The 25171-nt window shown below is 67.4% G+C and carries 19 protein-coding genes; 13 read left to right on the top strand and 6 right to left on the bottom strand.

Going from position 1 to position 25171, the window contains the following annotated elements; translation table 11 throughout:
• Positions 1-2 precede the first annotated feature (2 nt).
• Positions 3-1304, top strand: coding sequence for a uracil-xanthine permease family protein (locus GFD21_RS02025; RefSeq protein WP_163196256.1), 1302 nt, complete (start codon positions 3-5; stop codon positions 1302-1304).
• A gap of 122 nt (positions 1305-1426) precedes the next feature.
• On the opposite strand, the gene GFD21_RS02030 is transcribed toward GFD21_RS02025, so the two are convergent.
• Entirely contained in the window at positions 1427-2392 is a 966-nt protein-coding gene (locus GFD21_RS02030) for an AraC family transcriptional regulator (RefSeq protein WP_163196257.1), read from the bottom strand.
• A gap of 227 nt (positions 2393-2619) precedes the next feature.
• Between GFD21_RS02030 and GFD21_RS02035 the strand changes: the two genes are divergently transcribed.
• From GFD21_RS02035 to GFD21_RS02045, 3 genes are all read left to right on the top strand, one after another.
• Positions 2620-2781: a hypothetical protein gene (locus GFD21_RS02035; RefSeq protein WP_163196258.1), complete on the top strand. Its 162-nt coding sequence runs from the start codon at positions 2620-2622 to the stop codon at positions 2779-2781.
• Positions 2782-2929: 148 nt separating this feature from the next.
• On the top strand, positions 2930-3637 hold the full coding sequence (locus tag GFD21_RS02040) for an SDR family oxidoreductase (RefSeq protein WP_404801550.1): 708 nt from the start codon (positions 2930-2932) through the stop codon (positions 3635-3637).
• Between the two features lie 94 nt (positions 3638-3731).
• The gene (locus GFD21_RS02045) at positions 3732-5474 is read left to right on the top strand and encodes a DEAD/DEAH box helicase (RefSeq protein ID WP_163196260.1); all 1743 of its coding nucleotides are present in this window, start codon (positions 3732-3734) and stop codon (positions 5472-5474) included.
• Between the two features lie 78 nt (positions 5475-5552).
• Here the strand turns inward: GFD21_RS02045 and GFD21_RS02050 are convergent, their stop codons facing one another.
• Complete coding sequence (locus GFD21_RS02050) at positions 5553-6815, bottom strand: alpha-amylase family protein (protein ID WP_163196529.1); 1263 nt, start codon at positions 6813-6815, stop codon at positions 5553-5555.
• 209 nt (positions 6816-7024) lie between these two features.
• On the opposite strand from GFD21_RS02050, the gene GFD21_RS02055 reads away from it, so the two are divergent.
• Genes GFD21_RS02055 through GFD21_RS02070 form a run of 4 tightly spaced genes read left to right on the top strand, consistent with a single transcriptional unit; the run spans position 7025 to position 13468 of the window.
• Positions 7025-8815, top strand: a complete 1791-nt coding sequence (locus GFD21_RS02055) for a DUF6020 family protein (protein WP_163196261.1) — start codon at positions 7025-7027, stop codon at positions 8813-8815.
• A complete protein-coding gene (locus tag GFD21_RS02060) occupies positions 8812-10290 on the top strand; it encodes a lipopolysaccharide biosynthesis protein (RefSeq protein ID WP_163196262.1) in 1479 nt (492 codons plus the stop codon). Before GFD21_RS02055 ends, GFD21_RS02060 begins: the two co-directional genes overlap by 4 nt.
• Positions 10290-11261, top strand: a complete 972-nt coding sequence (locus GFD21_RS02065) for a glycosyltransferase family 2 protein (protein WP_163196263.1) — start codon at positions 10290-10292, stop codon at positions 11259-11261. The genes GFD21_RS02060 and GFD21_RS02065 overlap by 1 nt, the downstream gene beginning before the upstream one ends.
• The gene (locus tag GFD21_RS02070; RefSeq protein WP_163196264.1) at positions 11258-13468 is read left to right on the top strand and encodes a hypothetical protein; all 2211 of its coding nucleotides are present in this window, start codon (positions 11258-11260) and stop codon (positions 13466-13468) included. Before GFD21_RS02065 ends, GFD21_RS02070 begins: the two co-directional genes overlap by 4 nt.
• 29 nt (positions 13469-13497) lie before the next feature.
• Here GFD21_RS02070 and GFD21_RS02075 read toward each other — a convergent pair whose 3' ends face one another.
• Positions 13498-14979: an ATP-binding protein gene (locus GFD21_RS02075; RefSeq protein WP_163196265.1), complete on the bottom strand. Its 1482-nt coding sequence runs from the start codon at positions 14977-14979 to the stop codon at positions 13498-13500.
• A gap of 140 nt (positions 14980-15119) precedes the next feature.
• On the opposite strand from GFD21_RS02075, the gene GFD21_RS02080 reads away from it, so the two are divergent.
• Both GFD21_RS02080 and nhaA read left to right on the top strand, forming a co-directional pair.
• Positions 15120-16601, top strand: coding sequence for a DUF1846 domain-containing protein (locus GFD21_RS02080; RefSeq protein ID WP_163196266.1), 1482 nt, complete (start codon positions 15120-15122; stop codon positions 16599-16601).
• Between the two features lie 136 nt (positions 16602-16737).
• Positions 16738-18123, top strand: coding sequence for a Na+/H+ antiporter NhaA (nhaA, locus tag GFD21_RS02085; RefSeq protein ID WP_163196267.1), 1386 nt, complete (start codon positions 16738-16740; stop codon positions 18121-18123).
• A gap of 24 nt (positions 18124-18147) precedes the next feature.
• Here nhaA and GFD21_RS02090 read toward each other — a convergent pair whose 3' ends face one another.
• From GFD21_RS02090 to GFD21_RS02100, 3 genes are all read right to left on the bottom strand, one after another.
• On the bottom strand, positions 18148-18372 hold the full coding sequence (locus GFD21_RS02090; protein ID WP_163196268.1) for a helix-turn-helix transcriptional regulator: 225 nt from the start codon (positions 18370-18372) through the stop codon (positions 18148-18150).
• A gap of 147 nt (positions 18373-18519) precedes the next feature.
• On the bottom strand, positions 18520-19887 hold the full coding sequence (locus tag GFD21_RS02095) for a nucleobase:cation symporter-2 family protein (protein WP_163196269.1): 1368 nt from the start codon (positions 19885-19887) through the stop codon (positions 18520-18522).
• An 81-nt stretch (positions 19888-19968) separates the two neighbouring features.
• Complete coding sequence (locus GFD21_RS02100; RefSeq protein WP_163196270.1) at positions 19969-20550, bottom strand: xanthine phosphoribosyltransferase; 582 nt, start codon at positions 20548-20550, stop codon at positions 19969-19971.
• Positions 20551-20672: 122 nt separating this feature from the next.
• Between GFD21_RS02100 and GFD21_RS02105 the strand changes: the two genes are divergently transcribed.
• The 3 genes from GFD21_RS02105 (at position 20673) to GFD21_RS02115 (ending at position 25170) form a co-directional block, all read left to right on the top strand.
• Positions 20673-23330, top strand: a complete 2658-nt coding sequence (locus tag GFD21_RS02105; RefSeq protein ID WP_163196530.1) for an ATP-dependent helicase — start codon at positions 20673-20675, stop codon at positions 23328-23330.
• 209 nt (positions 23331-23539) lie between these two features.
• The gene (locus GFD21_RS02110) at positions 23540-23932 is read left to right on the top strand and encodes a DUF4418 family protein (RefSeq protein WP_163196271.1); all 393 of its coding nucleotides are present in this window, start codon (positions 23540-23542) and stop codon (positions 23930-23932) included.
• 20 nt (positions 23933-23952) lie between these two features.
• Positions 23953-25170, top strand: coding sequence for an ABC transporter permease (locus GFD21_RS02115; protein ID WP_163196531.1), 1218 nt, complete (start codon positions 23953-23955; stop codon positions 25168-25170).
• Position 25171 lies beyond the last annotated feature (1 nt).

Genomic DNA, 25171 nt, shown 5'->3' on the forward strand with positions numbered 1-25171 from the left:
TTATGAGCGAGCCCAAGGGCAACATCTTCCAATGGAAACTGCACGGCGACGGCAGGACGCTCGCGCCCGGCGAGGTCGTCGAGCCCGACGAGCGCCTGACCTGGACGCGCACCGCCGGCATCGGCGCCCAGCACGTCATCGCCATGTTCGGCGCGACGTTCCTCGTGCCGATCCTGACCGGGTTCGACCCGTCCACCACGCTGTTCTTCACCGCCATGTCCACCGCGTTGTTCCTGCTCATCAACGGGAACGTGCTGCCCAGCTACCTGGGATCCAGCTTCGGGTTCATCGCGCCGATCACCGCCGTCACCACGGCGCACAAGGGCATCGCCGTGGCCAGCTTCGGCATCCTGGCGACCGGCCTGCTGCTCGCCCTCGTCGGCGTGGCCGTGCACTACGCCGGCGCCAAGTGGATCGACATCATCATGCCGCCGGTCGTCAACGGCGCCATCGTCGCCATCATCGGCTTCAACCTGGCGCCCAGCGTGTGGGCCAACTTCCAGAAGGCGCCGGACACGGCCATCGTCACCCTGCTCGCGGTGCTGCTCATCGCCGTGCTGTTCAAGGGGCTGCTCGGACGCCTCAACATCCTGCTCGGCGTGATCGTCGGCTACGCCTACGCCTGCGCGCGCGGCCAGGTCGACTTCTCCGCCATCGGCAAGGCCGCATGGGTCGGTCTGCCGCACTTCCACACCCCGCAGGTCGACCTCACCATCCTGCCGATGTTCCTGCCCGTGGTGCTCGTGCTCGTCGCCGAGAACGTCGGCCACGTCAAGTCCGTGGCGCAGATGACCGGCCGCGACTACGACGAGCGGATGGGCACCGCCCTGTTCGCCGACGGCCTCGGCACGATGATCGCCGGCTTCGGCGGCGGTTCCGGCACCACCACGTACGGCGAGAACATCGGCGTGATGGCCGCCACCAAGGTGTATTCGACGGCCGCCTACTGGTGCGCCGCCGCCTTCGCGCTCATCCTGTCGCTGTGCCCGAAGTTCGGCGCCGTCATCAACACCATCCCCGCCGGCGTGCTCGGCGGCGTGACCACGCTGCTCTACGGCATGATCGGCATGATCGGCATCCGCATCTGGGTGGAGAACAAGGTCAACTTCGACAAGCCGCTCAACATCATGGTCGCCGCCATCACGATGATCATCGCCATCGGCCAGTTCGCGTTCACCGTGTCCGGCATCTCGTTCAACGGCATCGCCATCGGCACGATCGTCATCCTCGTCGCCTACCACGGGCTCAAGGCCGTCGGCAAGGCGACCGGCACCATCGAGAAGGACGACCCCGACATCCTCTAGTCCCGGCAAATCCCCTGCTCATCCCCATGGTGCGGTGCAATCCCCATGGTGCGGTAAGGCGTTTCGTTGGAATTCCGACGAAACACAGAATCCCCTTTACCGCACCATGGGGATTCGTCGTCCTAGGCGCGGGTGTTGCGGTAGGCGTTGGGGGTCATGCCGAAGCTTCTGCGGAAGACGCTGATGAAATAGCTCGACGAGGAGAAGCCGCACGCGCGCGCCGTCTCCGCGACGGAGGCGTCCGTGCCGGCGAGCATGCCCTTCGCCTCCTCCAGACGACGGTCGGCCAGGCATTCGCCGGGCGTGCGGCCGACGTACCTGCGGAACAGGATGCAGCATTGGCTGCGGCTCACCCCGCCCGCCGCGGCGATGTCGTTCAATCCCAGCGGCTCGCCGAAGCGTTGCTGGATGACGCCGATCATGTTGAGCACGGCCAGGCGGTCTCGCTGGCCGACGTCGTCGCCCGGGGCGTCGGCGCCGTCGCCGGCGGGGGAGAACCGGTCGAGCACGGCGTCGCACAGGCGTATCGCCGCCGCGACCGCGGGCAGCGGGTCGTCGGGGGACGTCTCGGCCGGGGCGGCGTCGCGCGCCTGCGAGCCGCGCCTGCCGCCGCCCGGCATGAGGCGCACGACCCTTTCGATGTCCATCAGCGCGTCGCGCTGCCACGGCACATCCGGCGACAGCGTGAGGAAATCGTCCATGTGCTGGGCGAACGCGCGCGAGCACCTCGCACCCGTCGCCGTGGTCAGGTTCTCGAACAGTCCCGGTCCGATGACCGCGCAGGAGAGCCACGCCTCCCGGCGTTCGGGTGAGAAGGAGTAGTGCAACCGGCTGGAGTTGACCACAAGGCCGTCGCCGGCATGCATGACCACCGTATGCCCGTTGACGAAATAGTGGAGCGTGCCGCTGACCACGCGGACGAACTCGAGGTCGCGGTGCCAATGGCAGGGGCACCGGTAATCGGCGAACGCGGATATGGGGTCGCAGTGCGCGTAGATCGGCAGTTCGGGGATGTTGTAGTGGACGCGCTCCGACATGTCGGAGAACACCGTGATCCGCTTCGTCGCGCCCGTGCCCGTCTCCGCCATGGGGCCCTCCGTCCCCGGCCTATGCGGCCGATCCCAATGTCATGTACGATTTTGATATTATCATCGTCGTTGCCGCAATGGCGGCGGGATTGCGCGGTGTGCCGGAACCATATGATGGAGTCATCTTCGAACTGCAGTGGAAGAACGACCATGAACAATGGGGCCTCGGAGCCATGGACGATTGCGTCATACGCCTCTGTGCCCCCGGATTCCAAGGAGTGATTCCCATGCGTACCATCATCGACACCGAAATGAACGTCAAGGCCGTCTCCATGCTCGCGGGCTTCTTCGCCGCCTGCCGCGCCTGGATGGCGGAGCGCCTCGCCTCCCCGTACGAGGACGACTGGCTGGCCATCTGGTACCCGAAGAGCGTCGCGCAGATGGCGTGACGCGCCGGAGCCGCGCATGCACGCCGGGCCCCGACCGGGACGGCGCGCCGCCGGGCGAAACGCGAATCCGCGTCGGACCGGTTCGATAGCCTGAACCATGACCCAAGGAAACCCGCATCATCCCGAGGGGAGATTTCTGGATATGGCAATGCAATCGAACGGGAAGCGCATCGCGATCGTCACCGGCAGCGCGCTCGGACTCGGCTACGAACTGGCCAGGCAGCTCATCGCCGAAGGCTGGTTCGTGGCGGGCGTCGACTTCAACGCCGAACGCCAGGCCGAACTCGAAGGGGAGTTCGGCGCCGGATCCTACAAGGCGTTCGTCGGCGACGTGTCCGACGAGGCGTTCGTGAACGCCTCCATCGCCGAGATCGCCGGACTCGGCCACGTCGACCTGCTCATCAACAACGCCGGGCAGCCTTCGTTCAAGACGCCCGCCGCCTACGAGGCCGCCGACGTGGACAAGTGCCTCAAGGGGCTCAAGGGCATGATCCTGTGGTCCGTCGCCACGCTCAGGGCGGACGGCGAGACCGATCTCAAGATCGCGAACGTGATGAGCACCGCCGCCACGCGCGGCAACGCCAACGAATCCGTCTACTGCGCGACCAAGTGGGGCGAGAAGGGCTACACGCAGAGCCTCAAGGCCGCCTACAAGGGCACGAGCGTGAAGATCGTGGGCGTCTACCCGGGCGGCATCGACACCGCCTTCTACCGCGACAGCCACGACTACGTGTCTGAGGAGAAGCAGCACACGTTCATGGATCCGGCCCAGCTCGCCGGCGTGATCCTGTTCAACCTCGTCAACGACGCGAACCTCACCGTCTCCGACATCCTCATCGAACGCAACTACGTGTGAGGCGCGGGCCCGGGGAAGGGAAAGTATCGGCCATACGCTAGTGTGGCTGGGCTTGCGCAGACAGCGTATATCCCTCCAGACATGAAAGGCCGTCGTGCCAGATACCACCTTCCCCACGCCCGTAGTCGAAACGCGTCCGCAGACCTTCGCCGAACTCGGCGTGCCCGAGCCGCTGTGCCGGGTCCTCGCCGCCGACGGCAAGACCGACGCGTTCCCCATCCAGGCCGACACCCTGCCGGATTCGCTCCGGGGGCGCGACATCCTCGGCCGGGGGCGCACCGGCTCCGGCAAGACGCTGGCGTTCTCCATCCCGCTGGCCGCCCGCCTGTGCGAAGCCGCATGGGAGCCCGGCATGCCGATGGCGGACTACCGCCGCAACGTCAAGGCCATCCGCAGGGAGCATCTGGCCGAGCGCGAGGCCGGCGGTTTCCACCCGCACCCGCGCGGCCTCGTGCTCGCGCCCACGCGCGAACTGGCCAACCAGATCAACGACGTGCTCCAGCCGCTCGCGCAGATGGCCGGCATGACCGCCACCACCGTCTACGGCGGCGTCAAGCAGAACCGTCAGGTGCGCGACCTCATGGCGGGCGCGGACATCGTCGTCGCCTGCCCGGGCCGTCTGGAGGACCTGCTCCGCCAGCGCCTGCTCACCCTGTCCGACGTGCGCGTCGTCGTCATCGACGAGGCCGACGAGATGGCCGACATGGGCTTCCTGCCCCCGGTGCGCCGCATCCTGTCCCAGGTGCGCCCCGACTCCCAGCACATGCTGTTCTCCGCCACGCTCGACCACGGCATCGACCAGCTGGTGCGCGACTTCCTGCGCGATCCGAAGACCCACAGCGTCGACGAGCCCGCGGCCGTGGTCGACACGATGACCCAGCACGTGTTCGAGGTCGCCAAGGACGACAAGTTCGAGGTGGTCCGCCAGCTCGCCGCCGGCACCGGCAGGCGCATGCTGTTCACGCGCACCAAGTTCCAGGCCAAGAAGCTCGCCAAGAGCCTGACGAACAGCGGCGTGCCCGCCGCGCAGCTGCACGGCAACCTCAACCAGAACCAACGCGACCGCAACCTCGCCGCCTTCGAGGAGGGCGACGTGAACGTGCTCGTCGCCACCGACGTGGCCGCCCGCGGCATCGACGTCAGCGGGGTCAGGCTCGTCGTGCAGGTCGATCCGCCGGACGACCCGAAATCCTTCGTCCACCGTTCCGGCCGCACCGCGCGCGCCGGGCACACCGGCGACGTGGTCACGCTCGTGCTGCCGTTCCAGCGTCGCGAGGCCAGGCGCATGCTCAAGGCCGCCGGCATCGACGCCAAATCCGTCGCCGTGCGCCACGATTCGCCCGAGGTGCAGGAGCTCGTGGGGGAGCGCGCCCCCATCGTCACCGGGTGGAGCCTCGACGACACGCAGCCGGCCGGCAACCCCCGCCGTCGCAAGGCGCAGCGGGTCCGTGACGACCAAGGGGACCGGGAGGCCCGTCCGCGGCGGCGCGACGGGCGCGACCCCCATGAGGAGGAGCGCAGGCCCCGCGTGAAGCCGAACCGCGCCGCCCGTCGCGCCGGCATGAGCGATCCGGAGGCCGAGCGCCGCGACCGGCGCTTCGAGACCGGCGAATCCTGGCGGGCGGACAGCAAGCAGAACGCCGAGCGCCGCAAATCGCGCGGCAAGGGTCCCAAGGGCGGCAAGCGCATCCACCGCAAGGACGAGAACCGCATCGTACGCGACGAGCGTTCCGAGGACGTCAAGCGCCACGAGCGCCGCATCCAGGCCAGGCGTGGAGGAGCGCAGGCCCCGCGCCGCCGCTCCGGGAGGAAGTCCGCCCCGTTCCGTTCACGGTAGGGGCGGAGGAAGGGCCCCGGGTCCTACCGGTCCTCCGTCGCCGCCGTGCGGGCCGGGGTCTTCCTCCGTTCGCCGTGTTCAGCGGTGGTACAGCACCGCGCCCGCCGCATCGCGGATCGTGAACGTCGGCGTGGATTCCACGTCCAGCTCGACGGTCAGATGCGTGCCGCCGTCGGCGGCGACGGATCGGTAGACGAACCGCCTGTTCTCCAGCAGCACCTTCTCGGTGCGCGCGTCCAGCAGCCACGGGTTGCGTCGGCGCAGGGCGATCAGCGCCTGATGCAGCCGGTAGACCGGTTCGCCGAGCCCCGACAGCATGTCGGGGGAGTCGGGGAACTTCGGGCGTATGTCGTCGTCGCCGCCGAGACGCTGCTCCTTGATGCCCACGTACCCCTGTTCGTCGCCGTAGTAGATGGAGGGCACGCCGCCCACGGTCATGAGCACGGCCAGGGCGAGCGCCGCCTTGTCCGCGCCGATCTCCGAGGCGACGCGCGTCACGTCGTGGTTGCCGATGAACGTCTGCGGCACGAACGTGTCGAGGAACGCGTTGTGACGGGTGAGGTTCCAGTCGAGTTCGAAGAAGTTGTCGCTTTGGAGCGCATGCCTGATCGACTTCCACAGTTCGTACTGGGTGAGCGAATCCATCGTGGACTCGGTCACGATGCGCGGGTAGTCGCCGTGGATGACCTCGCCGAAGATCCACGAATACGGGTGGTCCCGCCTCACCCGGGGCAGCACCTTCGCCCAGAAGCCGTCCGGCACCGCGTAGGCGGCGTCGAGGCGCCAGCCCGAGGCGCCGCGGTCCAGCCAGTGGTCCATCACGCGCGTCACATAGTCGGCGGTCTCGTCCGAGGAATGGTCGAGGTCGACCAGGTCCCCATGGCCCTCGAACACGTCGAGCGAGGCCCCCGCGCCTTCGCCGTGCGTCGCGATCAGGCCGTGCCATGGATCGTCGTCGGGCGCGAGCCTGCCGGCCGCCTCGTCGAGCGCCGCCCGCACCGCCGGGTGGTCGCGTCCAACATGGTTGAACACGCCGTCGAGGATGATGGCGAACCCCATGTCGCGGCACGCCTCGGCGAGACGGTCGAAGGCCGCGTCGCCGCCGAGGCGCACGTCGACGTGCATGTGGTCGAGCGTGTCGTAGCCGTGCGTGGACGATTCGAAGACCGGGCCGAGCAGGAGCCCGGACGCCCCCAGGTCGCGCGCGTACGGCAGCCAGGAGATCAGCGCGTCGAGCCCGCGGCCGTGGAACTCGCGCGGGCCCCGGGGCCGGATGTCGGCGCCGCAGAACCCCAGCGGATAGACATGCCAGAAGACGCCGTACCTCGCCCAGTCGGGCATGCCCTCCGGCCGGCGTCCCGTGTTTCGCGTCATGACGCACCTCCGTCGACGAAATGAATTGACAGCATGTCTATTTTCCCACGTCCGGGGCGATTCGCGGCGCGACTCGCCCACACGGGCCCGCCCGGTCGTTACCGGCGCGACACCGGTCGGTGAACATTGGGCCAATTGGCCCGCCGCGCCCGTCCGCCCCGCATATCGTCGTAACCATGTCATACGGGAGGATCTGGCCGGCGAGGTTCGTGCCATGCGCGGCCGGGGCCCTGGTCATCGCCCTCGCCGACCAGGCGGCGGTGCGGGCCTCGTTCGGCCCGTTCGACGCCCGGTTCTGGCTGAAGGCGGCCGTGCTCGCCGTCGCCCTGTCCGTCCTGTTCGTCGCGGGGGAGCGGCTCCTGACGGCCGTCCCCCGCACGGGCCGCGGTTCCATCGCGCATCGTGCGGCGTCCATGCGGATCCTCGCCCCCGTGCGCGTCGCGGCCGCATGGTTCGAGGGCCTGCGCGCCGTCCCAAGGCTCGCCGTCTCCGCCATGCTCATACTCCTGTGCTGGGCTCCGGTCATCGTGATGATGTTCCCGGGCGCCATCTGGTACGACACCGGCGACCAGATCGCCCAGTTCCTCGCGGTGGCCGGGCAGGGGGGCGCCGCCGCGGCCGTCTCCGCGCACCATCCGGTGTTCGACACCATCGTCTTCGGATCCTCGGCATGGCTCGGCGAGGCGGCGGCCGGCGACTGGCGCGTCGGGATCGGCGCCTATCTGGCCGTGCAGGTGGCGGTCACCTGCACGGAACTGGCCGGCATGTGCCTGTATGCGCGCCACATCGGCTGCGGGCGCGCGCCCGCAGCCGGCATGCTCCTGTTCTTCGCCGTGTTCCCGGCCTTCCCGATCTTCACGATGTCGGTGGTGAAGGACACGTTGCACATGATGTTCCTCATCCCGTGGCTGCTCATGGTCGTCGAAACGGTGCGCACGCGCCTCGACGCGCTTTCCTCGCCGCGTTTCCTCGCCGGCTTTCTCGCGGTCTCCACGCTGTGCGCGCTCACCACGATGACCGGACTGTACATCGTGGCCCTCACCCTGTTCTGCCTCGTCCCGCTGCACGCGCCCGCCCGCCGCCGGCTCGCGGCCCTCGGATGCGCCATGGCCGTGGCGCTCGTCGCCGGGGTCGTGTTCCCCGCCGCGGTGCGCGGACCATTGCGCGTGCGCGGCGAGGACGCGAACCAGCTGCTCGTCGTGCCGATGCAGATGACCGCCCGCTACGCGCTCGACCATCCCGGCGACGTCACCACGCGCGAACGCGCGGCCATCGACCGCGTCAACCGCGTGCCGTTCGAACGGATGGCGCGACGGTACAACCCGTACCTCGCCGATCCGGTCATCCAATATTCGCTGCGCGACCCGTCCGCCGTGCCCGAATACCTCGAAGCGTGGCTCGCCATGGGCGTGCGGCATCCGGACTCCTACCTCATCGCGTTCGCCGCGCTCGAATCCGGATGGTGCTCCCTCGAGCGCACGCCGCTGGACACCACCAGCCGGGGCATCCCCCTGGAGACATTGGACCGTCACGCCGCGGACGCGACCGCCAACACCATGTGGTTCCAGATCAACGACGCGGTCAGCCCGTCGTTCCGCCCCCTGGCCGGCAAGACCCCGGCGAAGGCCGGTCGCGCCGCCGCCTACCGTCTGTGGGATGCGTGGCGCGGCACGACGGTGCCGAATCCGGCCGCGCTCACCGCGACATGGACGTTCATACTGCCCCTGTTCCTCCTGTTCCACGGATTCGGATGCGCGGGCCGCCGGCCCCGATGGGTCCCGTTCGCCATCCCGCTCGTCTGGTCCCTGCTCGCGCTCCTGCCGAACGCGATCTCGCTGCCGTTGAAACCCACCGCCACGCGATACATGATGTGGGCGCCGGTCATGGTCCCGCTGATGCTCGCGCTCCTCCGCGCGGACGCCGTGGCCCCCTCCCGGCTATGGGGCATCCGGGGGAGGCGCGCATGAGTCGCGGACTGGCGCTCAACCTCATCGGCAACGTCGCGTTCTTCGTCGCCGGGTATGCGATCCACTGGTTCCTCGGCGGGTTCGCCTCGCCGGCCGACTACGGCGTGGTCGGCACCATCATCACCGTGCTCGACTTCGAATACCTGTTCGTCAGCAACGGGGCGCGCCAGTCGCTGGCGCGCAACATCGCGTCGCGCCGCCATGACGGGCGCGCCGTGATCGCGCGCGTCTGCACAGTCCAGGCGGCCGTCGTCGCCGTGTTCTTCCTCGTCGACTTCGCCGGCGCGCCCCTGTTCTCCGGTCTGTTCGGCGGCGACCTCGAACGCTACTTCCGCTACGCCGCGTTCCTCGTGCCCGCCAACGGCCTGTACGTGGTGATGCTGGGCGTCAACGACGGCCTGCAACGGTTCGCGGGCAGCGCGTTCCTGTCCACGTTCTACCCGATCGTCAAACTCGGCACGATCCCGCTCATCATCCTCGCCTTCCCGCACGACCCGGTCATCGGACTGGAAGCCGGGTACTGCACGGCGATGGTCCTCACCATCCTCGTCGGCTTGGCCACGCTCGCCCCCGCATGGACGTCGCTGCCGCGCGGGGACACGCCGTTCACCTGGCGCGACGCCGCACACGGCACGCTGTCGTTCTCCTTGTTCTTCATCATGGCCTCCCTGGTCCTGAGCGCCGACACGCTCGTCGTCAAGGCGGAACTGCCGGATCGCATGGCCGGCTACTACACGGGCGCCATGAACTTCGGCAAGACCACGTACTACCTGCTGCAGGCGTTCGCCGTGATCATCCTGCCCGTCGTCTCGCGTCTCCTCGCCGCCGGACGGCGCGACAAGGCCATAGGCAAGGCGCGCGGGCTGCTCCTGCTCGCGTTCACGCTCGTCGCGCCGATGGCCGTGACGATCTCCGCCACCGCCGCGGACCTGCTCTCCGCCTTCTACTCGCCCGAATACGCGGCCGCCGCCCCCGCCCTGGCCTGCCTGGCGTTCTCCGGGTTCTTCATGGGCGTGACCGTGGTCCTCAACATGACGCTCAACGCCGAACGGGACACGCGCTTCTCCGACGTCCTCTCGCTCGTCTCCCTCGCGACGGTCGTCCCGCTGTTCGCCGTCGCCGCCCGTCTCGGCGGCATCACCGCCGTGGCCGCGGCGAGCATGACGGCCACCTTTATCGCGATGGGCGTCTCGTACATCGAGACGCGCCGCCGGTTCGGCGACGTGATGTCCCGCAGGGCCTGGCTGGCCGTCGCCTGCGACGCCGCGCTGTGGGCCGCCGCGGCGACGGCCGGCAGGTTCGTCCACGTGGACGGGTTCCTGCCGCTCATGGCCGTGTACATGGTCGTCTACCTCGCATTCGTCGCCCTGCTCGTCGCCACCCGCATCCTCGACATCCGACGGTTGCGGGCGATGATGTCGGAACGACCGGGGGCGGAACCCGCAACCGCAACCAACCGGAAGGACAAGCGCTGATGCACGTATTCATACAGATCCCCTGCCTCAACGAGGCGAAGACGCTGCCGCTCGTCATGGCGCGCATGCCGCGTCGCATCCCCGGCGTCGACGCCGTCGACGTGCTCGTGATCGACGACGGCTGCACCGACGGCACCGTGGACGTGGCGAAAAGCCTCGGCATACGCCACTTCGTCCACCACGCCGCCACCATGGGACTCGCCCGGTCGTTCCGGGACGGCGCCGACTACGCGCTCAAACACGGCGCCGACATCGTCGTCAACACGGACGGCGACAACCAATACCCGAGCGAACGCATCGGCGACCTCGTACGGCCCATACTCGAAGGACGGGCCGAAATCGTCGTCGGGGACCGGCGCACCGACACCATCAGGGAATTCGGCCCGTTCAAGAAACTCATGCAACGCTTCGGCTCATGGGTCGTCAACCTCGCCGCCGGCACCAGCATCCCCGACGCCGCCAGCGGATTCCGCGCCTACTCCAAACGCTCCCTGCTCCAACTCAACATCCTCACCGAATTCAGCTACTGCATGGAGACCATCATCCAAGCCGGCTACAAACGCCTCGCCATCACCTCCATCCCCATCACCACGAACCCGAAGACCCGCAAATCGCGCCTGTTCCACAACATCTTCGAACACATGGGCAAATCCGCGGGAGCCATCATCCGCAGCTTCCTCATGTACCGCGCCCAATCCGTATTCACCTGGTCGGCGGCCATCCCCGGCATCGGCGTCGCCGTCATCTTCATCCGCTACCTCACGTTCTTCCTCGCCGGACAAGGCAAAGGACACGTGCAATCCCTGCTCATCGGCGTCATGCTGTTCATCTGGATGGTCGTCTCCCTGCTCCTGCTCATCGTCTCCGAAGTGCAACGCACCCAACGCAAACTCCAGGAGGACCAGCTCGAACGCCTCAAGGAGATCCAATACCAGCCCGCATCGCAGACACCACGGAGCGACGAACAGTGACGACCACCACGGACCACCCCCGAACCGGCACGACGAACACAATCCCCACAGCCGCCGCCACGGCACACACATGGCGACGCCCCGCCCTCATCGCCCTCGCGGCCATCATCCTGCTCGAACTGCTCGTCTTCAACCTGCCCCACTGGCAGACCCTCACCGCCACGCCACAGACCGTACACGACGACGGCACCGGCAACGGGCTCGCCATCGAATCCGGCGGCACCGCCGTCATCACCGACCCCGACCACGCCTGGCGCGACATCTCCGCCAGCCACCCCATCGACTACCTGTACATCAACCACACCAACGCCGAACGACCACACCAAGGCGACGCCGTCACCTGGAAGATCTCCACACGCAAGAACACCGACTCCGGATGGTACGACGCCAACGCCCAAGCCGGATACTCACCATCCAGCGAACACTCCAGATACCAACGCATCGGCGACGGCGCCACACACATACGCATCCGCTACGACATGCCCAAAGGCACCGTGATCCCCTACAACACCATCACCGCCAACCCACGCATACCCATGCGGTTCAGCGCCATCCGCCTCACCCTCGAAACCCTCATCGCACTGCTCATCATCGCATGCCGGCCCGCCTCGCCACTGCACCGCACCGGACTCGACCCCCACACGCGCGCCACACGCATCCCCATCATCACCTGCGCCGCACTCTGCTGCCTCACCCCACTCGCCCTGCTCGCCATGGCCGCACCACAAAACAGCCCACAACCCGTCTACTGGGACACCTTCGCCTCATACCAGGCCACCGACCAATACCAGAAAACCGCCGACGCCATCCTCAACGGCCACACCTGGCTCGACTACCCCGTCAACCACGCGCTCGCCGCCATGGACAACCCCTACGACACACGCCAACGCACCATCGAAGCGCTGAACAACCCCGAAACCCCCATCTACTTCGACGTCGCCTTCCACGACGGCAGATACTATTCCTACTTCGGCGTACTGCCCGCACTGCTCATGTTCGCCCCATACAAGGCCATCACCGGCACGGACCTGCCCACCAACGCCGGCGTCGCCATCGCCGCCACCCTCGCCACCCTCGCCACCCTCGCCCTGACCATACAACTCGCCAGACTCATCAACCGACGCCGACCCGTCACCACCGGCGCGACCATACTCGCCATGACCGCCGCCACACTCGGCAACGGCATCCCCATCCTCATCCAACTCGGCCTGTTCTACCAGATCCCACAGGAAACGGCCATCGCCTGCGCCGCACTCGCGATAGCGCTATGGATCGAAGCGAAACTACGCAGACTCAGCCCGCCATGGCTCGCCGCCGGATCGCTCTGCATGGCCCTGACCATCGCCAGCAGACCACAGGTCATCCTCGCCACGCTCATCGCCATACCCCTGTTCGCCGACGAGATACGCGAACTCTGGCGGAACGGACTGCAAGGAGGACGGGCTCTCGCCGACGAGGCCCGCGTCTGGGCGTGCGCCCTGGCCCCGTATGCGATGGTGTTCCTGCCGCAGTTCGCGTACAATGCGGCGCGGTTCGGCGGCCCGCTGGATTTCGGCGCCTCATACAACCTCACCGGCTACGACATGACCCATTTCCGCGCGCCGCTCACCCAATACGCCTCGTTCGTCTTCTACTACCTCTTCCAGCCCCCGAACCTCACCGCGCGGTTCCCGTTCGTCCAACAGCAGTCCGTGCCGTTGACCACGTGGCGCAGCGAACACCCGCAGTTCGGCGGGTACCTGCTCACCACCGCGCCGTTCGCGCTGCTGCTGTTCACGGCCGTGGTCTGGCGGTTCGCGTCGCGTCGCGTCGCGGCCACGCGCCTCGTCGTCGGCCCGCTCGCCGCCGCCGGACTCGTGTTCCTTGTCGACGCGCGCGTCACCGGCGTGGACTTCCGCTATGAGATCGACTTCGTGTGGATGGTCATGGTCGCCGTGACGGTCCTGCTGTACGTCGTGGACGGCGCGACGAACGGCGGCGTCGGCGCATGCACCGGGCCCGCGACGACGGCCGATGGCGGCGCCGCCCGGGGGACGATTCTCCGCGCGGACGACTGGCGGGACGTCACGCGCCGGCTCGTGTTCGGCTGGTTCGTCGCGGGGGTGGCGTCGGCGTCCCTGTTCCTGTTCTTCAAACAGTTCATGGACGGCATGAACATGCCCACGCGCATCTGGTGGGACACCGCCTCCTGGTTCCTGTTCGTGTGACCGTCGCGGACGCCTCGCGCCCCGCGGTCTCAGGCGGTACGCAGCCGGTAGCGTTGCGTGGGATCGTCCCTGAACCGCACCTTGGCCACCCGTCCCTCCCGCACGAGCTCGCGCAGGCCCGACGTGGCCGCGAGCGGCGTGAGCCGCAGCTCGCGGATGATCTCCTTCACGCTCATCGCCGAATGCCGCTCCAGCACGGCGAGTATCGCCTTGGACACGTCGCCGGGCGCGCCGAGCTTCGCCGTGCGATGCCGGGTGAGCGTCATCGTGAACGTGTTGATGGCGTTGCGTGTGGTGGCCGGTTCGATGCCGGCCTCGCGCAACGTGGCCGCGATGCGCTGGTACCCGTCGCCGCCCTCCGGGTTCACGAATCCCCCGCCCGGGTAGGGGGTGGATTCCAGCAGGGTGAACAGGAACTGGTTGCGTGTGGAGACGAACGGCGCCCCCGTCACCGGATGCGGGTTGGCGAGCACGTCATGCGTCACCGTGCCGTACAGGCCGCCGGGATTCGTGATCTCGATGCGGTCGGTGAACACGTTGATGCGCACCTGCGTGCCCCGCGCGTCGGGGGAGTAGTCGCGATGGGTGAGCGCGTTCGCGATCGCCTCGCGCAGGGCGACGGGCGGATAGTCGGGCTTCTTCGCGCCGATCCAGCGCATGAGCTCCTCCACCGCGTCGTCGATCATCACCGGGATGGAGCCGACCACCGTGCGCGAGGCGATGAGACGCTCGTCGCCGCGGAACACGTCGTCACGGCTCACGCCCGGGAACACGGCGATGGCGATGCCCAGCCGCGGATAGTACTTCTGCGGGTACCTGCCCAGCGCGAGCAGTCCCGCGAGCGTGGGGCGCAGCACGCCGCCCACGCGGCCGCCGTCCGAATCGTCGTGTCGCATCACCTGCAGGTCGAGGAGCACGTCGGTGTCCTCCGAGCCGGAGAAGACGTGGGGATGCTGCTCGCGCACACGTGCGAGCAGCCCTTCGACGAGCTTCGGGTCCAGGTCGTCGATTGTGGCCCCCGGCACGATGTCGAGGTCGTAGGTGGGCTGCAGGTGCTCCTCGGTGAGACGGTCCACCTCGTAGGAGGTCATGTGGCGGTCGCCGTCGCCCGTTCGGATGTACGAGCCTCCATACGGCCCCCGTTCGGTGATGAAGCACGGCTTGTCGCGCGGAAGCATCTCGTCGACGCGCGCGAACACGAGGTTCGCCCCCTCGAACGGGCAGGTCACGATCACCGGGCGGACCACCGGGGTCATCTTCTCGCACGCCTGGCTGAGCGCCTCCTGCATGGCGCGGGCATCGAACCCCTCGACCGGCGTGAACCCCTCCTTCTCGCTCAGCCCCAGGATGATCCATCCGCCCGAACCGTTGGAGAACGCGGACAGGGTGTCCGTGATGGTCGAGGAGATGCGCCGTTTGCATTCCTTGACCTCGCATTGCTGCGTGTCGTTGCCGATCATCCGCATGAGTTCGATCAGCTCGGTCATCTTCGCGGTGTAGTCATCGACCATGGCGGCCCTCCTTGCCACCATTGTGCCGTATACGCCCGCCGTGGGGGCCGCGCACGACCCTCCCATGGGCCCGGTTCATCGAGAATTCATCTATAATTCCGCACGTCAACTCGCGCCGTTCGAAAGGTTTGCCACAACACATGCGACAGGGATTCGACAACGACAGGTACATCGAGCTGCAGGCCGCCAAAATCAGGGAACGCATCGCGCGGTTCGGCGGCAAGCTCTATCTTGAATTCGGCGGCAAGCTGTTCGACGACCACCACGCCTCGCGCGTGCTGCCCGGCTTCGAGCCGGACGTGAAGTTCCGCATGCTCGAAAGCCTTTCGGACGACGTGGAGATCGTCATCGCGGTGAACGCGAACCACATCGAGAAGGCGAAGACGCGCGGCGACCTCGGCATCACCTACGACGAGGACGTGCTGCGTCTCATCGACGTGTTCCGTTCCCGCGGCTGTTACGTGGGCTCCGTGGTGCTCACCCAGTACGCCGGCCAGCCGGCGGCCGACGCGTACCGCGGCCGTCTCGCGCGGCTCGGCGTCACCTGCCGTCTGCACTACCCGATTCCCGGATACCCCCATGACATCGGGCGCATCGTCTCCGACGAGGGATACGGGCGCAACGACTACATCGAGACGAGCCGCCCGCTCGTCGTCGTCACCGCACCCGGGCCGGGCTCCGGCAAGCTCGCCACCTGCCTGTCGCAGCTCTACCACGAGCACAAGCGCGGCGTGAAGGCCGGGTACGCGAAGTTCGAGACGTTCCCGATCTGGAACCTGCCGTTGAACCATCCGGTGAACATCGCCTACGAGGCGGCCACCGCCGACCTGGACGACGCGAACATCATCGACCCGTTCCATCTCGAGGCGCACGGCGAGACCACCGTCAACTACAACCGCGACGTGGAGGCGTTCCCCGTGCTCAAGGCCCTCATGGAACGCATCATGGGGGAGAGCCCGTACCAGAGCCCCACCGACATGGGCGTCAACATGGCCGGGTACGCGATCGTGGACGACGAGGCATGCCGCGAGGCCGCGAACATGGAGATCGTGCGCCGGTACTTCGACGCCTGCGTGCGGTTCAGGCGCACCGGCGCCGGCGAGGAGCAGATCGAACGTCTGCGCTCCATCATGAAGAAGGCCGGCGTGGACGAGGACCTGTCACCGGCGCGCGCCGCGGCATTGCGCCGCGAGGAGGAGACCGGCGCGCCGGCGGGCGCCATGGTCCTGCCCGACGGCCGGGTCGTCACCGGGAAGACCGGCGCGCTGATGGGTGCCGCGAGCGCCCTGCTCATGAACGCGCTGAAGGCCGTGACCGGCGTGGACGAGACGCTGCGGGTCATCGACGACAAAGCCATCGAACCGATCTGCCGTCTCAAGACCGAACACCTCAGCAGCGTGAACCGTCGCCTCCACTCGGATGAGACGCTCATCGCCCTGTCCATCACCAGCGCGGGCGACGAGACCGCCGCGCGCGTGATCGCCGGCCTGGAACGGCTGCGCGGCTGCGATGCGTTCTTCTCGGTCATCGTCTCGTCCGCGGACGAGGCCCTCTACCGCAAGCTCGGCATCAACGTGTGCTGCGAGCCCAAGTACGAGCGCATGGGCCTGTACCACAAATAGGGTTATGCTCCGGGCGATGGGCCCGACCGGGTCTGCCGGTACACTGGATGGGTTGAATCCTCGCGGTCCCCGGACATGATGCGAACGGTCATGCCCGGCGGCCGACTCCATTCACGAAGCAGTCAGGAGCACCCATATGACCCAGACCCCTCCCATCCACGAGGGCATCCTCGAGCCGGGCGTCGTCAGAATCCACAGGGGCAAGCGCAGGCTCGTCCGGTTCACCCATTCCTCCACCAGGGCGACCATGCTCATGGTCGGCGCCGCGCTGGCGGCGTTCGCCATCGAGAACACGCCGGCGCTGCCGTACTTCAACGAGTTCTGGCAGTCGGTGCATCTCGCCTTCTCCGTCGGGCCGTTCCATGCCGACATCAGCCTCGAGCATTTCATCAACGACTTCCTCATGGCCTTATTCTTCCTCATGGTCGGGCTGGAGATCAAGCACGAGATGCGCGCCGGAGAACTCACCGAGCCGCGCAAGGCCGTGCTGCCCATCGTCGCCGCGGCCGGAGGTGCGGTCCTTCCGGCGCTCGTCTATCTGGCGATCAACGCCGGCGGCGAGCATGCCGGCGGCTGGGGCGTGCCCATGGCCAACGACATCGCGTTCTGCCTGGGCCTGCTCGCGTTGCTGGGCAGCCGCGTGCCCGCCGGCCTGCGCGCCTACCTGTCCACCCTCACCATCGCCGACGACATGATCGCCATCGGTGTGATCGCGGTGTTCTACACCTCCGACCTGAACCTTCCGTGGCTGCTCGCCGCCCTGGCGGCGTTCGCCGTGCTCGTGGCGTTCAACCGCTGCCATATCCACGACCTGCAGCCGTATCTCGCCGTCGGGTTCGTCCTGTGGGTGTGCGTGCTGTTCTCAGGGGTGCATGCCACGCTTGCCGGCGTGATGCTCGCGCTCACCATCCCGGCCCGTTCCGAGATCAAGCTCGACCGAGTGGGGGCGTGGTTCGCGAAGCGGGTGCGCTCGGCCGAGGACCGCTACGATCCGGGCGAGCCGGACGTGGCCCAGAAGGAATACCTTCGCGAGGTCTACTCGATCCGCCGCGTCTCCAGCGCCACCATCCCTCCCACCATCCGTCTGGAGAACAGCCTGCACACCTTCGTCTACTTCTTCGTGCTGCCGTTGTTCGCATTCTCGAACGCCGGCGTCGTGCTGTCCGGCATGTCCGTGCACGAGGTCGTGACGAGCCCCGTCGCCATCGGCGTGTTCCTGGGACTGCTCGTGGGCAAGCCGCTGGGCATCTTCCTGTCCACGTGGCTTACGGTCCGTCTCGGCGTCTCCGGGCTGCCGGACGGCGTCCAGTGGGGGCATATCGCGGGCGTGTCCGCTCTGGGCGGCGTCGGCTTCACCATGGCGATCTTCGTGACGAACCTGTCCTTCACGGACCCGCAGGTCGCCGCCGTCGCCAAGACCGCGATCCTCGCCGCATCCATCGTGGCCGGCGCGATCGGGTTCCTGCTTCTGCGGCGTGAGGCGCTCGACGCGGCCGTCCGGGAGGATGCAAGCGAGGCGTAGGCCGTCGGAGGGGAGGACGGGAGGTCAGTCCTTCACGTCGAAGCTGATGGTGAGCGTGCGGCCCATGCCGTGCGCGAGCGCCTCGAGCGACTTGAACGACGGGTTGATATGCGCCTTCTCGATGCGTGCGATGGTGATGCGCGAGACGCCGGAACGTTCGGCGAGCTGCTCCTGGGTGAGCCCCGCCTCCTTGCGGGCCTTCACCAACGCGGCCCCCACCTCGGGGTAGATCCCGTCCTTGTCTGCCATGATTCCTCCGTTCGTCGTCGGCGGATCGTTCCATGACCGACGATATCCGGATATGGGTGTGCCCCGCAAGCCGTGCGGTTCGGTTCACGGTCTGCGGGGCACACCCATATCATTTCCGGCGTGGGGCCGGTGACGGGTCCGGAACCGTCAGTCCCGGGCCTCGGAATCCTCCTTTGGCGCGGAGAGGAAATGCTCCTCGCTCGGCAGCACCGCGTTGAGGATCACGGCCACGACGAACGCGACCGCGATGCAGTTCGAGGCGAAGATCTGCTGGAACAGCGCCGGGAACTGGTCGAAGATGTCGCTCACCTGCGTGAAGCCGATGCCGATCGTCAGGCTCAGCGCGGCGATCGTGATGTTGCGCTGCGTGAAGCCCGCCTCGGCGATCATCTGGAAGCCGGAGAGGATGATGTTGCCGAACATCATGATCGTGCAGCCGCCGAGCACCGCCTGCGGCAGCGAGTTGAACACCTCGGCGATGGCCGGCACGAAGCTCGCCACCACGAGGATCAGGCCGCCGGAGAGAATCACCTTGCGGTTGACGACCTTCGTCATCGCTACCAGGCCGATGTTCTGCGCGAACGAGGTGAGCGGCAGGCAGCCGAACAGGCCGGACACGGAGGAGATGAGGCCGTCGCCGGCGATCGCGCCCGCCGTCTCCTTCTCCGTGGGCAGGCGGTTCAGACCCACCTTGGTGAGGGCGGCCGTGTCGCCCAGCACCTCGACCGAGGAGACCACGTACAGCAGGCCCAGGGAGATGATCGCGCCCCAGTCGAACACCGGCCTGAACGGCATGAACTGCGGAACGGAGACGATGGCGAGATCCTGGAAACCGGAGAAATCGACCTTGCCCATGCAGATGGCCGCCACATAGCCCACGACCAGACCGAACAGCACGGACAGCTGCTTCGCCGTGCCCTTCATCAGCAGCTGGAACGCGAGGCAGGCGACCAGCGAGATGAGTCCCAGCGTGAGGTTCTGCCACGAGCCGAAGTCCTTCGCGCCGCTGCCGCCGCCGAAGCTCGTCGCGCCCACGTTGAGCAGCGAGAAGCCGATCGACGTGACGACGATCGCGGAGACGATCGGCGGCACGAAACGACGCCAGTACTTCGCGGTCAGGCCGAGCACCAGCTCCAGCAGGCCGCCGACCATGACCGCGCCGACGACCGCGCCGTAGCCCTTGTCCGCGCAGATCGCGACCGCGGCCGCCACGTACGTGAACGAGATGCCCGTCACCATCGGCAGACGCGAGCCGATGCGCCACGCGCCGTACAGCTGCAGGCAGGTGCCCAGGCCCGCCACCAGCAGGCCGGCCTGGATGACGGCGGCCGACTGGGCTGCGCTCATCTTCGCCGCCGAGGCGACGATGAAGATCGGGGCGAGGTTCGCGACGAACATCGCCATCACATGCTGCAGTCCGAAGGGGATGCCCTTCCAGAAGGAGACCGGCGCGTCGAGGGAGGTCAGCGCCTCCATCGAGATGCCGGCCCTCCCGGCGTTCTTCTTCTCTTCCATGATGTCCTCTCTAACGGTCCTTATGACATGAACCGCCCTCCCCGGGCCGGTGCGGCCACGGGGAGGGCGCGAACGGATGAATCAGCGGCGGAACTCGATGTCGCCGGTCTCGGCGTCCATGCTTTCGACGATCGCGAGGGAGTCCACGTCGTAGCCTTCCCCGCGCAGCTTGTCGCCGCCTCCCTGGAATCCCTTCTCCACGGCGATGCCGATGCCCTCGACGACCGCGCCGGCCGATTCGCACAGGTCGATCAGACCGCGCAGCGCCTTGCCGTTCGCCAGGAAATCGTCGATGAGCAGCACGTGGTCGCCGGCGTTGAGGTACTTCTTCGCGACGATCACCGGGAACTCCTTCTGCTTCGTGAAGGAGTAGACGGTGGTGGTGTACTGGTCGCCGTCCAGGTTGATGGACTGCGCCTTCTTGGCGAACACGACCGGCACGCCGCCGAAGTGGCGCGCGGCCACGCAGGCGATGCCGATGCCCGAAGCCTCGATGGTGAGGATCTTCGTGATCGTGCGGCCCGCGAAATGCTCGGCCCACGCGGCGCCCATATGGTCGAACAGGGTCACGTCGCACTGGTGGTTGAGGAAGGCGTCGACCTTGAGCACGTTGCCCGGCTTGACCGTTCCCTCGCGCTGGATTCGCTCTTCGAGCTCCTGCATATGTGAATTCTCCCTTAATCATGGGTGACGTTTCGGCACCAGCTTACGCTGACCGCGTCATATGGTAGATATGAATGTCGCCATTGTGCGACGGACAGGACGACATGCAGGGGAGGGACGCCGTGTACGACGAGCCGGAGGTCATCGCGAGGAGCGCCGAGGAGCTGGTGGGGGACCTCAACCCGCAGCAGTCGCAGGCCGTGCAGTACCGTGGGGCCGCGCTGCTCATCGGCGCGGGCGCGGGCTCCGGCAAGACGCGCGTGCTCACCCGCCGCATCGCGTGGATCCTGAGCCAGTTCCGGGCATGGCCGAGCCAGATCCTCGCCATCACGTTCACCAACAAGGCCGCCGCCGAGATGCGAGAGCGCCTCGAGACGCTCATCGGCCCCGTCGCGCAGCGCATGTGGGTCTCCACCTTCCATTCCGCCTGCGTGCGCATCCTGCGTCGCGACGGCAAGGAGATCGGGCTGTCCAACGGTTTCTCGATCTATGATTCCGCCGATTCCGAGCGGCTCGTGAAGATCATCGCCACGGAATTCAACATCGACGTCAAGCGCTACACCCCGCGGTCGATACTCGGGCGTATCTCGGACTACAAGAACCAGCTCATCGGATGGAAGACGCAGCTGGCGCAGTACGCGCCCGACTTCACACCCGGGCAGCGCGGCTACAAATTCGGCGCCGTCGGCGACATCGAGGCGCTCTACGCGGTCGTCTACGCGGAATACGAACACCGGTTGGCGTTGGCGAACGCCGTCGACTTCGACGATCTCATCGTGCGCACCGTCGAGCTGCTGCGCGACCATCCGCAGGTCGCCGAGTACTACCATCACCGGTTCCGTTACATCCTCGTCGACGAGTACCAGGACACCAACCACGCGCAGTATGTGCTCGTGCGCGAGCTCGCCGGGGTCGATGCGGGGGAGACGGCGCCCGCCATGTCCGCGCAGGCCGGGCCGACCGCCGGGCGCCAGGGACCGGCGTGGATCACCGTGGTGGGCGACTCCGACCAGTCCATCTACGCCTTCCGAGGCGCCGACATCCGCAACATCCAGGACTTCGAGCAGGACTTCCCGAACGCGAAGACCATCATGCTCGAACAGAACTACCGTTCCACGCAGACCATCCTCGACGCGGCGAACGCCGTCATCTCCAACAACGAGGGCCGCAAGCCGAAGAAGCTGTGGACCGCGCTCGGCAAAGGCGAGCCGATCGTCGGCTACGCGGCCGACAACGCGCAGCAGGAGGCGCTCTGGATCGCCACGGAGATCACGCGCCTGCACGCCGAGGAAGGCATCGCCTACTCCGACATGGCCGTCATGTACCGCGCCAACGCGCAGTCGCGCTCCCTCGAGGAGGCGCTCATCAACGCGGGGACGCCGTACCAGCTTGTCGGCGGCACCAAGTTCTACGAACGCCGCGAGGTCAAGGACGCCATGGCCTATCTGCAGGCCATCGTCAACCCGGACGACGACGTGAACCTGCGGCGCATCCTCAACGTGCCCAAGCGCGGCCTCGGCGCGCGCGCCGAAGGCATCATCCTCGACTACGCGCGCGCCCACGGGGCGAGTTTCTTCGCCGGCCTCATGCACATGGACGAGATCGAAGGCATCCCCACGCGCACGCTCAACCAGCTGCACGCGTTCCGTGACCTCATGGGAGGACTATCTGCGTTCGCCCGCGCCAACGACGCCAGGCCCAGCGAGATCGTCGCCGAGGTGCTCGAGAAGTCCGGACTGCTCGAAGAGCTGCGCAAATCCACCGACCCGCAGGACGAATCGCGCGTCGAGAACCTGTCGCAGCTGCAGTCCACCGCCGCCGAGTTCGAGCAGAAGACGCCCGACGCCACGCTCGCCGGGTTCCTCGAGACCACCGCACTCGTCGCAGATTCCGACCAGCTGCCCGGCGAGGGCGAGGACTCCGGCAAGGTGACGCTGATGACCCTGCACACGGCGAAGGGCCTCGAATACCCGGTGGTGTTCCTCACCGGCATGGAGCAGGGCACGTTCCCGCATTCGCGCTCCATGGAGGACACCAGCGAGCTGCAGGAGGAGCGCCGACTGGCATACGTGGGCATCACGCGCGCCAAGCGCCGTCTCTACCTGACGCGCGCGGCCGTGCGCTCCCAGTGGGGGCAGGCCGCCGACATGCCGCCCAGCCAGTTCCTCGACGAGATCCCCGAGGGGCTCATCGACTGGAAGCGGCGCGAGGCCGGCGTCGAACGCATGCGCGGCGCGTGGGGGAGCGACGACGAATTCGGCGGATGGGAGGATGGCGACGATTTCTCCTCCGGTCCCACGTTCGGCGGTTCCGGTTCGTACGGTTCGTACGGCTCCCGCTCCTATGGTTCTTCGTCCTATGGTTCCGGCCGGTATGGCTCGTCGTACGGCTCGGGGACGTACGGTTCGTCGTACGGCTCCTCCCGGGGAACGTCGTCGAATGGTTCCGGCTCCCGCTCCTATGGTTCGTCCTCCGGTGCGCGGTCGGGGTCCCGCCACGGTTCGTCCCCGTCGTCACGCAGCGGCAAGGTGTCGACCAGGCGCGTCGCGCCGAAGAACGCCGGCTCCGGCAGGTCGGTGCCCGCCTCCTCGCTCGCGAAGGACAACGGGCTCGACATCGCCGACTTCTCGATCGGGGACCGCATCACCCACGACCGGTACGGCATGGGCAAGGTCGTCGACCTGCAGGACCGGGGTCGCAACTCGGTGATCACGGTCGACTTCGGCTCCGACGGCGTCAAACGCCTCATGCTGCGTGTGGCGCCCATCGAGAAGCTCTGACCGCTTCCCGATAGACGTCCTTCGCGGCCGTCGCCGCCCGCCTCGCCTACGGACGCCCCACCGGGCCGTCCGCTTGACGGCTCGGCCATCGGGAAACTCCGACCCTTATCAGACATACACGTGAAAATCAAGACTTGTTTTTCATACGGCGCCCGCCCATAATGCGACACGTTGCCTTTCGCACGAACCGCACACAGAGAAAGAGAAGCATGAAGAACAAGCTCATCGCATCCGCGCCCGCCATCGTCCTCGGCGCCTTGACCGCCATCGCGCCGCAGACCTTCGCCCACGCATGCCGGGGGCATGGCACGTTCGGCGCCTGCCATTGGTCCCAGCAGGCGGCCACGGGCATCGGCGCCGTGATCCTCGTCCTCGGCGTCGTCGCTCTGTTCTCCGGGCCGAAGACCCGTGTCGGCCTCAACATCGCCGTCATCGCGAACGCGCTGCTGTTGCTTGCCGTGCCCACGTTCCTCATCGGCATCTGCCCGGGCGCGATGATGCACTGCCGCATGGTCATGCTGCCGACGCTCATCGTGCTCGGCGTGCTCGCCGTCGTTTTCGCGGCGGCCGGCGCATGGCTCGACTCCCGCACCCGCGCGTGACGACGCGACGCACCGACACCATGGACACGCACGTCACGCTCGGCGGCCTTCCCCTCGCCAACCTCGCACGCAAACCCCTGCGCACAATGGCGCTGCTCGCCGTCGTCACCGTGCTTTCCATCGCCCTGTTCGGCGGTACCATGCTCGGCATGAATCTCGGCAACGGCATGCGCAGCATGGAACGCCGACTCGGCGCCGACCTCATGGTCGTGCCGCAGAACAGCGCGAACCAGGCCGAGGCGCTGCTCACCGGCTCGAACTCCAGCACGTTCTACTTCACCCGCGACATCGCGCGCAAGGTGGAACGCGCCGACGGCATCGCACAGGCCACCGAACAGACCTACATCTCATCGCTCGCCGCCGCATGCTGCGAGGAGAAGCTCCAGATCATCGGCTACGACCCGGACACCGACTTCGTCATCGCGCCGTGGGTGGCCTCCCAGTTCCAAGGCGAGCTGGAGGACGGGCAGATGGTCGCCGGGGCGAACGTCAACGTCTCCGTGGACGGCACCATCGAACTCTACGGACGCAGCTGGCCGGTCGTCGCCCAACTCGCGAACACCGGCACCGGACTCGACAACTCCGTGTTCATCAACCAGCGTACCGTGCCCGACATGGTCGAAGCGTCCGCCGCGGTCTCCAAGCGCGTCATGCCCGAGGAATACGCGGACAAGGCCGTCTCCACCGTGATGATCAAGGTGAAGGACGGCTACGATCCGCAGACCGTCGCCGCGAACATCAAACGGCTCGACACGCGGTTCGCCGATCTCGGATACGTGTACCCGGGAGGCGTGACCGCGGCGACGAAGACCGCGCTGGACGCGCTGACCGGCTATATGGCGGCGTTCGTCGCCGCGTTGTGGGCGATGGGCGTCATCGTCCTGCTCGCCGTGTTCGCGGCCAGCGCCAACGAGCGCAAACGCGAATTCGCGTCGCTGCGCATCATGGGCGCCACACGCGGCATGGTCGACGGCGTCATCGCGAAGGAGGCCGCCGTCATCGGAGCGGCCGGAGGCGTGGTCGGCGTCGCCTTGGGGGCTCTGGGCATCCTGCCGTTCAGCGCGCTCATCGGCAGCAGGCTCCAACTGCCGTATCTGCAGGCCGGGCCCTGGACGGTCATCGGCCTCGCCCTGCTCGCCATCGCCTGCTCCACGGTGGTGGGCGTCGTCTCGTCGTTCGCCGTCATGGGCAGGATCTCCCGCGGCGACGCCGACATCATCCTCAAGGAGGGACGCTGAC

This window comes from Bifidobacterium platyrrhinorum (assembly GCF_010667645.1).
Taxonomy (GTDB): domain Bacteria; phylum Actinomycetota; class Actinomycetes; order Actinomycetales; family Bifidobacteriaceae; genus Bifidobacterium; species Bifidobacterium platyrrhinorum.

Bases quoted from the DNA above. Each gene is read 5' to 3' on its own strand.
- GFD21_RS02060 (WP_163196262.1), top strand. From the start codon at position 8,812: ATGAGTCGCGGACTGGCGCTCAACCTCATCGGCAACGTCGCGTTCTTC.
- GFD21_RS02030 (WP_163196257.1), bottom strand. From the start codon at position 2,392: ATGGCGGAGACGGGCACGGGCGCGACGAAGCGGATCACGGTGTTCTCC.
- GFD21_RS02075 (WP_163196265.1), bottom strand. From the start codon at position 14,979: ATGGTCGATGACTACACCGCGAAGATGACCGAGCTGATCGAACTCATG.
- GFD21_RS02055 (WP_163196261.1), top strand. From the start codon at position 7,025: ATGTCATACGGGAGGATCTGGCCGGCGAGGTTCGTGCCATGCGCGGCC.
- GFD21_RS02095 (WP_163196269.1), bottom strand. From the start codon at position 19,887: ATGGAAGAGAAGAAGAACGCCGGGAGGGCCGGCATCTCGATGGAGGCG.
- GFD21_RS02115 (WP_163196531.1), top strand. From the start codon at position 23,953: ATGGACACGCACGTCACGCTCGGCGGCCTTCCCCTCGCCAACCTCGCA.
- GFD21_RS02050 (WP_163196529.1), bottom strand. From the start codon at position 6,815: ATGCCCGACTGGGCGAGGTACGGCGTCTTCTGGCATGTCTATCCGCTG.
- GFD21_RS02080 (WP_163196266.1), top strand. From the start codon at position 15,120: ATGCGACAGGGATTCGACAACGACAGGTACATCGAGCTGCAGGCCGCC.
- GFD21_RS02025 (WP_163196256.1), top strand. From the start codon at position 3: ATGAGCGAGCCCAAGGGCAACATCTTCCAATGGAAACTGCACGGCGAC.
- GFD21_RS02090 (WP_163196268.1), bottom strand. From the start codon at position 18,372: ATGGCAGACAAGGACGGGATCTACCCCGAGGTGGGGGCCGCGTTGGTG.
- GFD21_RS02100 (WP_163196270.1), bottom strand. From the start codon at position 20,550: ATGCAGGAGCTCGAAGAGCGAATCCAGCGCGAGGGAACGGTCAAGCCG.
- GFD21_RS02110 (WP_163196271.1), top strand. From the start codon at position 23,540: ATGAAGAACAAGCTCATCGCATCCGCGCCCGCCATCGTCCTCGGCGCC.
- nhaA (WP_163196267.1), top strand. From the start codon at position 16,738: ATGACCCAGACCCCTCCCATCCACGAGGGCATCCTCGAGCCGGGCGTC.
- GFD21_RS02040 (WP_404801550.1), top strand. From the start codon at position 2,930: ATGCAATCGAACGGGAAGCGCATCGCGATCGTCACCGGCAGCGCGCTC.
- GFD21_RS02065 (WP_163196263.1), top strand. From the start codon at position 10,290: ATGCACGTATTCATACAGATCCCCTGCCTCAACGAGGCGAAGACGCTG.
- GFD21_RS02035 (WP_163196258.1), top strand. From the start codon at position 2,620: ATGCGTACCATCATCGACACCGAAATGAACGTCAAGGCCGTCTCCATG.